14 protein-coding genes are annotated in these 14,851 nt (G+C 39.4%); 3 read left to right on the top strand and 11 right to left on the bottom strand.

The features are described from left to right. Window positions 1-8 precede the first annotated feature (8 nt). Window positions 9-536, bottom strand: coding sequence for a DinB family protein (locus ACWICE_RS13750; protein ID WP_454298584.1), 528 nt, complete (start codon window positions 534-536; stop codon window positions 9-11). A 235-nt stretch (window positions 537-771) separates the two neighbouring features. Between ACWICE_RS13750 and ACWICE_RS13745 the strand changes: the two genes are divergently transcribed. Next, window positions 772-1,851, top strand: a complete 1,080-nt coding sequence (locus ACWICE_RS13745; protein WP_454298583.1) for a calcium:proton antiporter — start codon at window positions 772-774, stop codon at window positions 1,849-1,851. Between the two features lie 176 nt (window positions 1,852-2,027). Here the strand turns inward: ACWICE_RS13745 and ACWICE_RS13740 are convergent, their stop codons facing one another. Beyond that, the gene (locus tag ACWICE_RS13740; protein WP_093097978.1) at window positions 2,028-2,294 is read right to left on the bottom strand and encodes a hypothetical protein; all 267 of its coding nucleotides are present in this window, start codon (window positions 2,292-2,294) and stop codon (window positions 2,028-2,030) included. 125 nt (window positions 2,295-2,419) lie between these two features. Here ACWICE_RS13740 and ACWICE_RS13735 point away from each other — a divergent pair, with 125 nt between their 5' ends. Continuing rightward, entirely contained in the window at window positions 2,420-3,127 is a 708-nt protein-coding gene (locus ACWICE_RS13735) for an acyl-[acyl-carrier-protein] thioesterase (protein ID WP_454298582.1), read from the top strand. A gap of 57 nt (window positions 3,128-3,184) precedes the next feature. On the opposite strand, the gene ACWICE_RS13730 is transcribed toward ACWICE_RS13735, so the two are convergent. The 9 genes from ACWICE_RS13730 to ACWICE_RS13690 all read right to left on the bottom strand — a co-directional run bounded on the left by ACWICE_RS13730 (window position 3,185) and on the right by ACWICE_RS13690 (window position 13,559). Beyond that, complete coding sequence (locus tag ACWICE_RS13730; RefSeq protein WP_185213672.1) at window positions 3,185-3,754, bottom strand: gluconate 2-dehydrogenase subunit 3 family protein; 570 nt, start codon at window positions 3,752-3,754, stop codon at window positions 3,185-3,187. 10 nt (window positions 3,755-3,764) lie between these two features. After that, window positions 3,765-5,189: a Gfo/Idh/MocA family protein gene (locus tag ACWICE_RS13725; protein ID WP_185213671.1), complete on the bottom strand. Its 1,425-nt coding sequence runs from the start codon at window positions 5,187-5,189 to the stop codon at window positions 3,765-3,767. Between the two features lie 18 nt (window positions 5,190-5,207). Continuing rightward, the gene (locus tag ACWICE_RS13720; protein ID WP_185213865.1) at window positions 5,208-6,890 is read right to left on the bottom strand and encodes a GMC oxidoreductase; all 1,683 of its coding nucleotides are present in this window, start codon (window positions 6,888-6,890) and stop codon (window positions 5,208-5,210) included. A 20-nt stretch (window positions 6,891-6,910) separates the two neighbouring features. Beyond that, complete coding sequence (locus tag ACWICE_RS13715) at window positions 6,911-8,161, bottom strand: nucleoside permease (RefSeq protein ID WP_185213670.1); 1,251 nt, start codon at window positions 8,159-8,161, stop codon at window positions 6,911-6,913. A 99-nt stretch (window positions 8,162-8,260) separates the two neighbouring features. After that, on the bottom strand, window positions 8,261-9,187 hold the full coding sequence (locus ACWICE_RS13710; RefSeq protein WP_185213669.1) for a hydroxypyruvate isomerase family protein: 927 nt from the start codon (window positions 9,185-9,187) through the stop codon (window positions 8,261-8,263). A gap of 27 nt (window positions 9,188-9,214) precedes the next feature. Next, window positions 9,215-10,195, bottom strand: coding sequence for an FAD:protein FMN transferase (locus tag ACWICE_RS13705; protein WP_454292238.1), 981 nt, complete (start codon window positions 10,193-10,195; stop codon window positions 9,215-9,217). A 29-nt stretch (window positions 10,196-10,224) separates the two neighbouring features. Further along, entirely contained in the window at window positions 10,225-11,538 is a 1,314-nt protein-coding gene (locus ACWICE_RS13700) for a Gfo/Idh/MocA family protein (RefSeq protein ID WP_185213667.1), read from the bottom strand. Window positions 11,539-11,578: 40 nt separating this feature from the next. Further along, window positions 11,579-12,544: a formylglycine-generating enzyme family protein gene (locus ACWICE_RS13695; RefSeq protein ID WP_254527867.1), complete on the bottom strand. Its 966-nt coding sequence runs from the start codon at window positions 12,542-12,544 to the stop codon at window positions 11,579-11,581. A gap of 100 nt (window positions 12,545-12,644) precedes the next feature. After that, window positions 12,645-13,559 (bottom strand): AEC family transporter, encoded by a 915-nt coding sequence (locus ACWICE_RS13690; RefSeq protein ID WP_254527868.1) that lies wholly within the window; start codon window positions 13,557-13,559, stop codon window positions 12,645-12,647. 116 nt (window positions 13,560-13,675) lie between these two features. Here ACWICE_RS13690 and ACWICE_RS13685 point away from each other — a divergent pair, with 116 nt between their 5' ends. Further along, window positions 13,676-14,815: an acyloxyacyl hydrolase gene (locus ACWICE_RS13685; protein ID WP_254527870.1), complete on the top strand. Its 1,140-nt coding sequence runs from the start codon at window positions 13,676-13,678 to the stop codon at window positions 14,813-14,815. The last annotated feature ends 36 nt before the right edge of the window (window positions 14,816-14,851 follow it).

Below are 14,851 nucleotides of genomic sequence, written 5' to 3'. Positions count from 1 at the left end.
TGTTCAGTTTATATCCATTCACCAGGTTTGTTCTGATCTATCCACCATGGAAATCCAGTAATTCCCTTCGACTTTAAACGCTCAATAAGCTGGGCTGTATGATGCTGAATATGCCTGATGGTATTTAAATGCAATTCCAATCTGCTATAAGGATACCACTCAAAACCGGAATCTGCTTCCAAGGGCAATAGCGTTAATGAACTTTCCAAATTTTGTTCAACCTCGTGGATAAATTCCAATATCTCTTGCTTAGAATGAAGTCCTACCACTTCAACTTCTGAGTTTTCCCAGTCTTTATCACCACCTAAACTTTCTGCGCCTTCAATTGCTCCAGAAAAAGGCACAAAGGTTTCATAACTTGCAGATAGGTACAGTTTGGCGCTCCATATCGCATGATAAATCAATTGCCAATTTGGATTGTTATACTCATGACTGTTCCATTCAGTATCGGGTACTTTTTCGGTGACATCACGTAACATGCCTAGGGCAGCTCGGTACTGGGATAATAAAATTTTAATAACACTTGAATATTCCATGATATAAACATTGATTTCCTCAAAAGTATAACATTCAATGACAGTAGTTTGTCAACAGAAACTTAATACTTTTTTAACTTTTGTAAAAAATAATAGGATTAATATTGTGGAGATTTGCATGGACAAAAAAAATCAATTCTTACAGAATTAAAAAGGAGATGAAAAAATGAACAATATTTTAACAAAAAACACAATTATCAGACTAATACTAATCTGGTTGATGGTTTTTATATTTATGTTTTTTGGAAAAAGTATTGAAGGCCTTTACGGAAACAACACATTGGCTATAGGTATTTTCGTACTTGTATTGGCTACTATCATCGGTGCTGCCTTTGGAGTAGTTAAAGAAGCTGATGAATTGGCCCATAAACTCGGTGAACCGTATGGAACGCTGATCCTAACCCTTTCCATTGTCTCCATTGAGGTCATCTTGATTGTTGCCATGATGTTCGGCCCTGAGGACAACCCGACCATTGGAAAAGATTCCATTTTTTCTGTGATGATGATCATTATGAACTTGGTTTTAGGTCTATGTATCCTTCTTGGTGGTCTAAGACATGGAGAGCAGGAGTATAACGCCCAAGGAACAATTACCTATTTATCCATGATCATTATGCTTGGCGGGATCTCGATGATGATTCCCAATTTCATCGAAGGAAAAGGGAATGGGGAATTTACCACTGTACAGGCCGCCAGTATTTCAGGATTGGTCATTTTACTTTATGGGTTCTTTTTGGCCTATCAAATGAAGGGATATAGGCATCTCTATATTCAACCGAAACCTGGACAGATGGAAATCTTTTTCAGCCAACGGAATGAAAGCCAACAAACTGACGGACATGAAAATGAAAAAGTAAGTAAAAAAGAGGTGTTATTGCGGACTTTGGTGTTATTAGGAATGATATTGCCCATTGTTCTCTTATCCCATAACCTTGCTACTTTGGTTGATTATGGAATCAAGGAAATGAATCTTCCTCCATTGTTAGGTGGAGTATTGATTGCCATCATTGTGTTTACACCAGAATCGATGACAGCGGTTAAAGCAGCAATGAATAATGAGTTCCAACGTGCTATCAACCTATGTCATGGTGCTTTTGTATCTACGGTAGGTCTTACGGTACCTGCAGTATTGATTATTGGTCTTATAGCTAGCAAAACAGTCTTATTTGGTATGACCACAACAGAAACCATACTCTTTGTAATTACCTTAATCTTGAGCATGCTTTCCTTTTCAGGTAGAAGGACTGCTCCTATTGTAGGGATTATGCATTTAGTTCTGTTTGCGGTCTTTGTGATATTAATTTTCAATCCTTAAAGAGGATATTCAAGATAATTATTAAGTAACATCAAGAATTGAACGGAGAGCGTTGTTTTTTCCTAGCAACGCATCTCTTTCAATCTACATGCAAAAAGAGCTGTCCAAGGACAGCTCTTTTTTGTTGTTTCAACTCTAAATAATTAAATAACCTCGATTCTAAACCTGGTTATTTGCTAATATTCTATTTCAATCAATGCTTTCAATGGAATAAGAATTCCATGTTTAATCTGGATATACCTATCGGTTAAGGACCACACAGTTGTTTCTATACGTTTTGGACCGTCTTCAGTATTGAAAACGATAGTAGTCTTCGATTTGAATTCATTGCCCAAGCGCACAGCACCTTGTAGTTTGTTTGAAAATTGGGTTGTTTTATCAGTCTCGGCGGGGATAATTCTAAATTTATCTACGTCTTCTTTTTCAATTAATGTTCCAGTCATTCGTCAATCTAATTAAGAGGTTTAAAAGGTTAACGTTAATTTATAAATTAATATATATTTCAGCAAGATTTTAGGGCAGAATATTAAATTAGTTACATTTGCATTAGATTTCAGAACACATATAAATGGGCATATTTGAAAAGGAATGGACATTGAACTTCACCCAATGTTATCCTAACGGGCAGTTGAAATATAGTGAATTAAACAACATTTTACAGATTACGGCGAGTGAACATGCTGAGAACTTAGGGTTTGGCTATAAGGCTATGTTTGATGTAAGACAGTCTTGGGTGCTGAGCAGGATGCTGATTGAAATAGACAGTTTGCCAAAATATACCCAGACCGTGAAGATCCGGACCTGGATCCAGGATTTTACGGGAAGCCGTTCCATCCGTAATTTTGAATTATGGCGTGGTGATCAAGTATTGATTAGTGCCAGCAGTCTATGGGTGGTATTTAACATCAGAACCCGAAGAGCAGATACCTTTGCCCTGAGCACAGACCACATGGAGTTTTTTAGGGATAAAATCCCTACCAAAAATGCTGTTGAGAAAATTGATGGCAACGTGGATTTTCAACTTTTGAGTGACTATAGGGTAAAATTGTCCGACCTAGACATTGTAAACCATGCCAATAACGTCAAATACATGGAGTGGTGCTTTGACGCCATGGACTCCAAAAGTATCTTAAAAGGCTCCTTTACTCGCTTAGAAATGAATTTCCTGAAAGAATTGAATTATGGAGACGGTATAGAAATCAAGGAATTTGAGGACAAAGTATTCAGCATCCAAAAAGATGGCAGGATACATTTCCTGATGCGATTGACCAAATAAATATCAAAAAAAATCCCCCGAACGAAATCGGGGGATTTTTTTATGCTTTAGCTGTGACTATAAAGCCCAAGCTTTATCTCCTTTTTTGTATGGATAATTACCATCAAATTTTCCAGGAATCTTTACAAAGCGCAATGCTTGTTTCATTCCTACTTCTGAAGTAAAGTAACCGGTCAATGTCAATTGTTTCAACATGGTGAAGAAGTGATTTGCATCGCCTTCTTTTTTGTTGCTTTGATATTCATTGGCTTCTTTATCGTAATTATTTACAAATTGTAGTTTCTCTTCAGCTGAAAGCTCTGCGAATCCTTTTTTGAATTCTTTTTGAGCACGATCATCTACACCGTTCAGACCATCCATAAAGGCTTTCTGATCTTTCTCTTCGTAACAATCGCGGATCATCACTGGGATAAACTGACCAACACCAGCCTCTTTTGCGCCTGGAGTGGAGGTTTTAGGAAGAATAGCTTCGGCTAATTCACCCAAAAAATCAGGTGTATCACCTTCGAATAAGGATGCAACTTCTTTCGAAGCAGGTCTAGTACAACCTTGTAAGAACAAGTTCGCACCAATTACAGAACCCCCAACGATGAATGCAACGTTTTTTAATGCCTCTCTTCTATTCATTGTTCTTTAATTAAATTGTGTATTTAACATCCCAACCTTGGCGATAGTTACGTTTTACAAACTGATTAACCACGTCAAAGTTAGTAACTTTCATATTTTCGTTATCCCATAATAGCTTCAAGCTACGTCCAGGATATCTTCCATCTACACGTAAATCAGCACCACGGATAGCTAAGTTAGCCATTAATAGCGCCTCAGTCAATGGACCTGAGATTTCGAAAGGAGCACTTACTTCTTTCTTGCCATATCCTGCGATACAAGCTTCCACCCATTGTGCATAGTGACCACCTGCAGCTCCTGGTACACGCTCATATTTCAATGCTACGTTTTCTTTTCTAGAGGTAGGAAGTAACCTTGCGTTCTCACCGTAAGTATCAGCTAAGATTTTTCCTTTATCACCGATCAATAAGATACCATTACCACCATCACCGAAAATTTCGTTAGGTCCTAATTCTTCAGGACGAGCTGGTTGAATACCACCGTCCATCCAGTGCAAGGTCACAGGTCCTGTAGTTCTAGCAGCTTTCGGGAAAGTCATTGTCGCGTGAGAAGATGGTGGACAGCTTTCTGGGAAGTATCCACGTTTGAACTCATCCACATAAACTGAACCTACAGATGCTTGAACATCTTGTACATAAGTAAGCCCTAGGACGCTAAATGGAACCTCTAATAGGTGACATCCCATATCTCCTAGTGCACCAGTACCGTAATCCCACCAACCTCTCCAGTTGAATGGAACCAATTTATCTACAAAATCCTTTTGAGGAGCAGTTCCTAACCAAAGATCCCAGTTCAGTTCAGAAGGTACATTAGCCTTTTGCGTAGGCCAAGAAATACCTTGAGGCCATACCGGACGGTCAGTCCAACAGTAAACCGTATGAACATTACCGATCAGACCAGCTTCATACCACTCACGCGCCTGTCTAGGACCATCATTCGATGCTCCTTGGTTACCCATTTGAGTAACGACCTTGTATTTTTTGGCAGCATCCGTTAGAACCCTTGCTTCCCATACATCGTGTGCCAATGGCTTCTGAACATATACGTGCTTACCTAACTGCATCGCAGCTAAAGCTTGGATAGCGTGGTTATGATCGGGAGTTGAAACAGAAACAGCATCAATGTTCTTGTGCTCTTTGTCCAACATCTCGCGGTAATCTTTATAATATTTAGCTTTTGGAAAACGCTTTCTTGAATTGGCAGCTCTACGGTCATCCACATCACAAAGGAAAGCAATATCTGCTTTTCCTGAATCATGGAATGATTTGATATCACTCTCACCTTTACCACCTACACCGATACCCGCAACAACTAATTTATCACTAGGAGCAGTAAATCCAGTACCACCTAATACGTGTCTAGGCACGATGCTGATTCCAGCCGCTGCTATCGCAGAATTCTTAATAAAATCTCTTCTTGAATTATTCTTACTCATATTATTGGGTTTAGTTTGTTATAAATTACCTTTTTTCAGCTCACTTACAGCAAAATCTACAGCTCTTGCAGTCAAGGCCATATAAGTCAATGAAGGATTCACACATCCTGCAGAAGTCATGGCAGCTCCGTCAGTAACAAATACGTTCAATGCATCCCATACTTGGTTGTTGCCATTCAATACCGAAGTCTTCGGATCTCTACCCATTCTTGCAGTTCCCATTTCGTGGATACCCATACCGAAATTATAACCGCCATCATAAGTATTTACATCCTTAACGCCGATTTTCTCCAACATTTCCTTCATCTCTTCGGTCATGTCCTTACGCATTTTTTGCTCATTGTCTTTGATTTCCATATCCATCGACAATACAGGTAAGCCCCATTTATCTTTGACAGTCTTATCCAATGAGATTTTATTTTCATGGTAAGGAAGGATTTCACCGAATGCTGTAAATCCAACGCTCCAGTTTCCAGGTTCGCATAATGCATCTTTCCATGCACCACCCACCTGCATTTCTGCAATCTCTCCAGACCAACGGCCACGGCTTCCTGAACCCTGATAACCAAATCCACGTACATAGTCACGTTTCTTGGTATCACTAGGGATATTTACAAATCGAGGTACATAAAGGCCAGTAGGACGTCTTCCGAAGAAATACTTGTCATCATAACCTTCAACCCTACCACCAGCTCCCAATCGGAAGTGGTGATCCATTGCATTGTGTCCCAATTCACCACTGCTACTTCCCAATCCACCTTCCCAAACATCAGTAGCCGAGTTCATCAACACCCATGTTGAGTTAAATGCAGAAGCACATACAAAGATTACTTTTGCAAAGAACTCATAAGTTTTATTTGTTTCAGCATCAATGATCTCAACACCTTTTGCTTTTTTGGTGTCTTTATCATAGATGATCTTCGTTACGATAGAGAATGGTCTCAACGTAAGGTTACCGGTCTTCATTGCTGGAGGCAATGTAGAAGACTGTGTACTGAAATAACCTCCAAAGTTACATCCCAACCAACATTGATTTTGGTATTGACAGTTGATACGGCCAGTATGCGGTTGGGTAATATTAGCGGTACGTCCCATAATGAAGTGACGATTTCCACCATATTCTTTCTTCAAACGCTCAGCTAGATCTTTCTCAACGATGTTAAAATCCATCGCAGGCAAGAAATCGCCATCAGGAAGTACATCCAGACCATCACGGTTACCGGAAATACCCGCCCATTTCTCAGCATAGCTATACCAAGGAGCGATATCTTTATAACGGATAGGCCAATCTACTCCATGGCCATCTTTCAAGTTTGCTTCAAAATCCAGATCACCTAATCGGTAACTCTGGCGACCCCACATCAACGAACGACCTCCAACATGATATCCCCTAAACCAGTCAAAGCGTTTCACTTCCGTGTATGGACTTTCTTTTTCATTAACCCAGAAATCTAAGTTTTTCTCGTTCAATGGGTAATCACGTTTTAAAACAGGGTAATCCTTCTCCATCTGCACTGTCCTACCACCACGGTGTGGATATTCCCATGCGTCTTTGTTGGCATGATAATCTTTCACGTGCTCCACATTGCGGCCACGCTCTAGCATAATTGTTTTCAGACCTTTCTCAGTAAGTTCTTTGGCTGCCCAGCCACCACTGATTCCAGATCCGATAACAATAGCATCATATACATTATTTTCCACCATTATCTTTTAAATTTTAATTAGTTTTCTACTTGTGTCTGAATAGTTTCCTTTTTGAAGAATAGCATGAAGATGATCATCACCACAAATGCAATCCCCGCAGGAACTATCCATAATTTGTTCCAGAACAAAGCCAAATCCGAAGCTTTGATGTTCACATACATGTCACTCACATAACCTGCCACCCAGAATCCGATCAATTGGCCTACTCCATATGTTGCCAACGTAATCAATCCCTGAGCCGCACTCTTATTATCTTTTCCAGCTTTAGAATCTGTGTAGATCTGACCTGATACAAAGAAAAAGTCATAACAGATCCCGTGCAGTGCAATACCGATCAATAGCATAAAGGTCATCTCGCCTGCATTGCCATATGCGAATAATACATAACGAATTACCCAAGCCAACATTCCCAACAAAATGGTGTTCTTAAAACCAAATCTTGTAAAGAATACAGGCAATAACAATAAACAAAGTGCTTCTGAAATCTGACCGATCGTCATTTTACCTGTTGCATTCGCTAAACCGATCTCGGTTAAGAATGGATTCGCATATTGGTAATAAAACGCCAATGGAATACAGATCAGGATAGAACAGATAAAGAACACCAAGAAGTTACGATCTTTCAATAACTTGATGGCATCCAATCCTAAGATCTTAGAAATGCTTTCTTTCTCACCACTGTTTCCAGCTTTCACTGGTGGAGTTTTCGGTAGAGTAAATGAGAAGATACCCAAAACCAAAGAAGCAATTGCTGACATCATAAAGGTGTTTTTCAACAGGCCTTCTTGTAAGCCTTCTGGGCTATCCCATTTAAATAGGTAACTGATAGACAATCCAGCGATAATCCATCCGATAGTACCCCAAATACGAATAAATGAGAATTCCTTTTCAGGATTCTTCATCTGTCTAAATGATACGGAATTCACTAATGAAAGTGTTGGCATATACAGGATCATATAGCCTAGAACATAAGGGAAGAAAGATCCGATGGAATCACTCTGATAAAGTTGGTACATTAGGAATGCCCCAACTAAGTGCAGAATACCAAGGATTCTTTCTGCATTGAAATATCGGTCTGCAATCATACCGATGATAAATGGAGCTATAATAGCTCCCCATGACTGTGTAGAGAACACATTTGCGATCTCCAAGCCTGACGCTTTTAAATTGTTTCCTAAAAATGTTCCGAGCGTAACGAACCAAGCTCCCCAAATAAAAAATTCGAGGAACATCATGAAAGAGAGTTTAAATTTAATTGATGAAGACATTCTAAAAGGTTTACTAAAATCTTGAATTTAAAGATAGAGATAATATGCTAATAACAAAATATAATCACGAATTTGTTTCAATACTAAATCCCTTTAGCATTAGAAGGAATCAACCTCCCTATAGGCTTTAACCAAGGTTTCTTCACCTTCTTTGCCCGACTTGGACATACCGTGCTCCATTCCAACCACACCTTTATACCCCTTCTCGTACAACCATTTAAATAGGTTCTTATAATTGATTTCTCCAGTTGTCGGCTCCCTTCTTCCTGGGTTGTCACCAACTTGGATATAACCGATTTCACTCCAGCATAAATCCATCATCGGAATTAAATTCCCTTCATTTTTTTGTTGATGGTATACATCATATAGAATCTTACATGATGGGCTATTTACAGCCTTACAAATTTCATAGGTTTGGTCGGTAAATCTTAAGAACAGGTCTGGCGTATCACTCAATGGTTCCAATACCATGGTAATACCGTGCGGTTCGAATATTTCCGCTCCTTTTCTCAACCCTTCTACAACATTCGCAGTCTGCACACCAATTGGAAGGTTTCTGACATAATCTCCCGGTACCACAGTTACATGCTTTGCATGACAACGTTTCGCGATCTCTACAGACTCCCTGCATCCCTTTAGAAACACATCTACAAACTCCTGTTTTCCAGCAGCTAATGAATTCGCACCATTACCACCTTTGGGCACCACAAATACACCCATGGTCATCCCTAACTTCGCTAGCAAATCACCGATTTTCTTTTGTTCATCCACCGAACGACCTGGCATGCCATTGTCTTCAATTCCTCTGAAGCCTAAGTCATACATATATTGAATTTCATCAAGGAAATTCTTTCCTGCCGTTGCACTGAACATCCCTTGGTGCGGCGCATAGTTTAATTTGAATGGTTGATTGGCTGATTTCGATTCCATAGGTTTTTGAGATTGATCATTGGCAGAAAGCCCATTAGAGAATAATGAAGCTCCAACCAAAAGGGAACTGTTTTTTAAAAAATCCGAACGTTTCATTTAGGTATAAGTTTAAATTTTAAGTATTTAATCGGTTAGCAAATACTTCTTGAATCCAGCAGATTGGGCTTCTTTCACTGTCCCTTCCTCCAAATACATTAAATAAATATCAATTATATTTTTGGAATTCGCAAATGAAATCGCGTCCTCTGGTTTCATCGCAATGAACACATTATCATAGGCATCCGCCTCCATTGCTGTATTGGCAACCACTGTTACTGATATAATCTGTGATTTAATCGGAAACCCTGTTTTGGGATCCATATGATGTGAAAACCTGTAATCTTTTACTTTACGAAACTTCTCGTAACTCCCTGATGTCGTGACCGCTTTGTTTCTTAATTCCAGAATATGATCTGAACCTCCGATAGCTTGCTCCGGCCTTTGCACCAACACCTTAAAAGTACTTTGATCGGGTTTTGTACCATAAGCCCTAATCTCTCCCCCCACCTCTACAATAAAACTTGCTATTTTCTTTTTTAGGAGAAAGTCATGTAAAACATCAACAGTGTAGCCTTGGGCAATTCCATTCAGATCAACCTCCACCTTTGAGGCCTTCTTTTTCAAGGTTTTTCCCGATAAGCGAAGTTTATCCATCCCGACATGCTCCATCGTTTCCCTGATAGTCGCTGTATCTGGAATATCAACGACTTCCTTTGGACCAAATCCCCATAAGGAAACCAATGGCATCACCGTAACATCAAATAAACCTTTCGAGTCTTTATATACCCTGAAAGATTCCTTCATCACTTTTAACATATGAGGATCCAATTTCATTTTATCCGTATTGGGATCATTAAACCTTGAAATTTGGGAATCCTTTTTATAAAGGGACATGGATTGATCTATGACCGCAAATATACTGTCGATAGAAGATTGGGTAATTGAAGCTGTTGGAGCGTAATAGCTAATGGTATAGGTTGTACCCTGCGCCCGTCCGTAAAGTTCGTGTTTCTGTAAAGCAGAAATTGGTTGCTGCCCATAGGCACAGCAACCAATTAATATCATAATGATAAAATTACAGAGTTTTATCACTATTAAATGTATTTCTCTACATCATGACCTGGAACTGCAACCGGATAGAATCCATCTGCATTCGGCAATACCTTTGGTTTTGCATCCCAAGTGAACTGATCAGGCATCAAGCTGATATTGGATTGAATAGCCTCATCCCACTTGATCACTTTTCCAGTATAACATGCGATCCTTCCGATAATACCGGTCAACGAGCTATACGCTCCGTATTCGGCATCTTCAAATTTATATTCACCTTTAGCAATAGCTTCAAACAATTCTTTGTGCTCTTGCTGGTAAGGATTAGGATTACCTTTTGGATCGTGACGATAGATTTCTTTACCGTCTGGACCATATAAAACAGCCTGGTTACCAGCCGATAAATAAACTCTACCTTTAGTAGCCTGGAAGGTCTCATCTACTCTATTCGAGATCCCTTCAAAGTGACGACATTGGCTGTACACCACTGATCCATCATCATAGGTCAACTCTATAGCGAAGTTGTCATAGATCTCCCCATACTCCTTTCCAGTTCTATGGGCTCTACTTCCGGTTCCTTGGATAGAAACAGGATATTTTTGTTTTACCCAGTTTGCAATATCGATATTATGCACGTGTTGCTCAACAATATGGTCACCACATAACCAGTTAAAATAATACCAGTTACGCATTTGGTACTCCATCTCAGTTTGATTTGGTTTACGAGGTCTTACCCAAACACCACCGCTGTTCCAATATACCTGTCCTGAAACCACATCTCCGATAGCACCATCGTGAATACGTTTGATTGCTTCTCTATAGTTTGTTTGGTAACGTCTTTGCAAACCTACCACAACGTTTAATTTCTTTTGTTTCGCAATTTTTGCTACTTCCAAGACCTTGCGAACTCCTGGAATATCAGCAGCCACAGCTTTTTCCATGAAAACGTGTTTGCCTTGTTTAACAGCCTCTTCAAAATGAATAGGTCTGAATCCTGGAGGAGTCGTTAATAAAACGACATCAGCATCTTTGATTGCAGCTTTATAGCCATCAAAACCCACATATTTACGGCTATCTGGCACATCTATCTTATCCCCAAACTTCTCCTTAAGTGTATCATAAGTAGAATCCAGGTTATCTTTAAATGCGTCGGCCATTGCCACTAATTTGATATTTTGACCTGAAGCAAAAGCATCAAATGTTGCTCCAGTTCCACGACCACCACATCCAATTAAAGCAATTTTTATAACGTCAGAACCTGCAGCGAATACACTGCTCACTGAACTACCCGTTAAGGCAGCAGCACCCACTAGGGCAGAAGAAGATTTTATGAAATCCCTACGTTTTAAACTTTCCATGAAATTAGATTTAAATTGAGTATTATACGGTTTAAGTTAATTAAAAATCCTTCAAAGGCGCTTTATCATAATACGCCATAATCTCCTCATGACTAGGTTGTTTAACCGGGCGTACTAAACGCATCCCTACGAAAGGAGCTTCCGGAAACCACCAGTTCGATTTTGGAATCTGTGGGTCCAATTGTTTCCAGATCGGGTCTGACGCCCCTCTTGCAGCTGAACGCATATCGGCAGCTCCACTTTCAAATGAACCGCCACGTACAGCATGAGGATATAATTTGGTCGGAACATTCACCGGGTTATCTGACACCTTACCTTCCAAAGTTTTATAAAAATCAGCATCATACTGATCATAGGTCCACTCCGAAACGTTTCCTAAAATATCATATAAACCCCAAGGGTTCGCTTTTTTTGTTCCAACCTTCGCTGTTTTACCAGATGAATTATCCTTGAAAACTGCATAGTCAGCTAGCTGCGCTGCATCATCTGCAAAGAAGTATTCGGTTTCAGAACCTGCTCTTGCAGCATATTCCCATTCCGCTTCAGTTGGTAACCTATAAAAAACACCCGTTCTTACATATAACCATTTACAGAACTGTATAGCATTGTAATGGGTCATTGCCAAGGCCGGTTGACCATCCTTCCCAAAACCAAAGGTCATATCCAGATATGGCTTTGTAGGCCTAGTCACCGCATCAACTGCTGTTGGTACTTTTCCATCCGTAGACTTGGTGATCTCGTAATCCTTGTATAAAAATGGCTCGAAAATATTCCAAGTTACTTCATAGGTACCCATCCAAAATGGATCTAACTTCACTTTATGAACGGGTTTCTCATCCGCATTAGACGACTTCGCACTTCCCATGTTAAATTCTCCTCCAGGAATGGCTTCCATCGTGAATTCTAAACTTGTCCCTTCTATCTTTTGTGTGTAACGCTCGTGTTTTTCTTGCGCATTAGACATTTGTATCCCTGCCAACAAGGCAAAGAATAAAACTCTCCTCATAAATAGTTATAGTATGTAAAAACTTAAAATCAATTCGATTTTCAATGAAATTATTTCAATAAAGATAAGCAATTCTAGAAATATTTCAATAACATTTAGGTTACATTAGGAATGTAATAAGGACTTGATACCAGAAGTAAGTGCTCAAAAGACCCAAGGGAATACTCATCCCAATGACACTGTTTCCCACCTTCGAATTCAACTTAAACTGACTTAATATAATACTGGTAGCCACCAAACTAGGCATCGCCATCTCAAATATAGAAACCTGAACAATCTCCCCTTTTAGCCCCATCATGAAGGCTACAAGGATTACGATTGCAGGTGCAAAAATCAGTTTATAAACCAAAGCATAGGTAATATTGGGAATTTCACTCTTTACAATCCCAAAGTTCAGTTGAAGGCCTATTGAAAACAAGGCGATGGGAGAAACCGTAGATCCTAAAATCCTAAAGAAATCATCTAAACTGCTTAGGTCTATTAACCTTCCCAAGGTTAAAGCCAATAAACATCCTATCAATGGAGGGAATGTAAATACCCTTTTCAAAATATACCTGAAATCAACATTATTCTTCTTCTTTAAACTCCCTTTCATAGCGACTACCACCCCTACGGTAGACAGCAAGAAAAAGGTCATCTGATCACTAACGATTCCTATTGGCAGGGCATCCGTGCCGAAATAAGCTGTAATCAGAGGAAAGCCAACAAAAGAAGTATTGCTCAATCCAGCGATCAACATCAAGGTATGGGAAGTTCTTTTGGATATACGGGTCACTTTTTCCAGGATATAAAAGAAAATCAAGGATCCCGTCAACACCAAAACTGGTCCCAACATCGTGAACAATAAATTATTGTCCCAGCTCAACTTTGGTAGATAATTAAAGGAAATGGCAGGCAATCCGAAATACAAAACCCATGCATTCAAGGCTTTATATCCATCTTTGGCAACCCAATTAAATCTTCTACTTATTATCCCAGCGGCTAGGCAAAAAATAATGAGGATAAAGTTTGACACGTTAGCTAATTTTTTTCAGCACGATCATTTGAAACAAAAATGACACTGAACTCGTTTTAAGGCACAAAGTTATTACTATTTTTGTCGACTTATGTATAATCCATAATTATTATTCTGTGATTAAGCACACTATACTTATTTTATTTACGCTTCTACCCTTTTTGGCCAATAGCCAAATAACGCAAATCAAAGAGGAAATCAAAAAGAGTCCATTGATTCTGGAACTAGAAACCGAAAACGGTGGTATCCTCGCTCAAAAAGGTCTTAAATCTTCAACCTATGAAGGTGCTTATTATAATGGATTAAACTTTAAGATCGGTTGGAAACAGCGCGCTAAAAAAGATCAGTATTATCAAATATACAACTACCCTATTTATGGTATCGGACTATATTCTAGCACCTTCAATACCGACATCTTAGGTAGCCCTTTCGCAATTTATGGCTTTGTTCAAACTCCAATCGCTCCAAAAGAGGACAGCCGCTGGAGCTATGATTACCGCATTGGCCTTGGTCTATCCGGAAACTTCAAGCCTTACAACGAAAATGAAAACCCATTGAATCTAGTCATAGGATCAAAAAACAACGTGTTTATTGACCTAGGGATCAGAACCCAATATAAAATCAATCCACACTGGAAAGCTGGAGTAGGATTGGCATTCCATCATTTCTCTAATGGAGCACTCCGATTGCCTAACAAAGGTGTGAACTTGGTGCCTTTGACTGTTTCGGTAAACTATCAATTTAATCCTGACATCAAGATCAATCGAGATTCTGTACTTAAGCCCTATTCCAAAAAGATCCTTTACCATGTTAATTACGGTGTAGGATTTAAACAATTAAAGAATGAATCTGATGAACGGTTCTTTAAATCTACTTTGAGCCTTTATGCCAGTAGACATGTTTCTTATAAATGGAGGCTGGGTGGAGGATTTGACCTCTTCTATTCCTCATCAGGAAATGACGCCGAAATAGCGGGGGACAAATCTGGAAAGTTAAGTTCTAAATTATCAGGAGGCCCTTCCTTCTATGTGGCCCATATCCTTAATGAAAAACTGGTCCTGAACGGTAATGTGGGCTATTACTTGCACAACCAACGGTTCAACGGCGAAATCAGACGTGTGTTCTTAAGAGCAGGTGCCCGCTATTACGTCTATAAGAACATCAATGCAGGGGTTTCCATTAAAGCTCATATGGGCAAGGCCGATTTCATCGAATGGACTGTCGGTTACACATTCAATAGAGATAAAGGAAATTAAACCTAGCTTTTTCGTACCTTTAATGAAGCAATAGGA

The sequence above is a fragment of the Sphingobacterium sp. NPDC055346 genome, from assembly GCF_053645235.1.
This window is presented reverse-complemented; position numbering and strand designations above follow the sequence as displayed.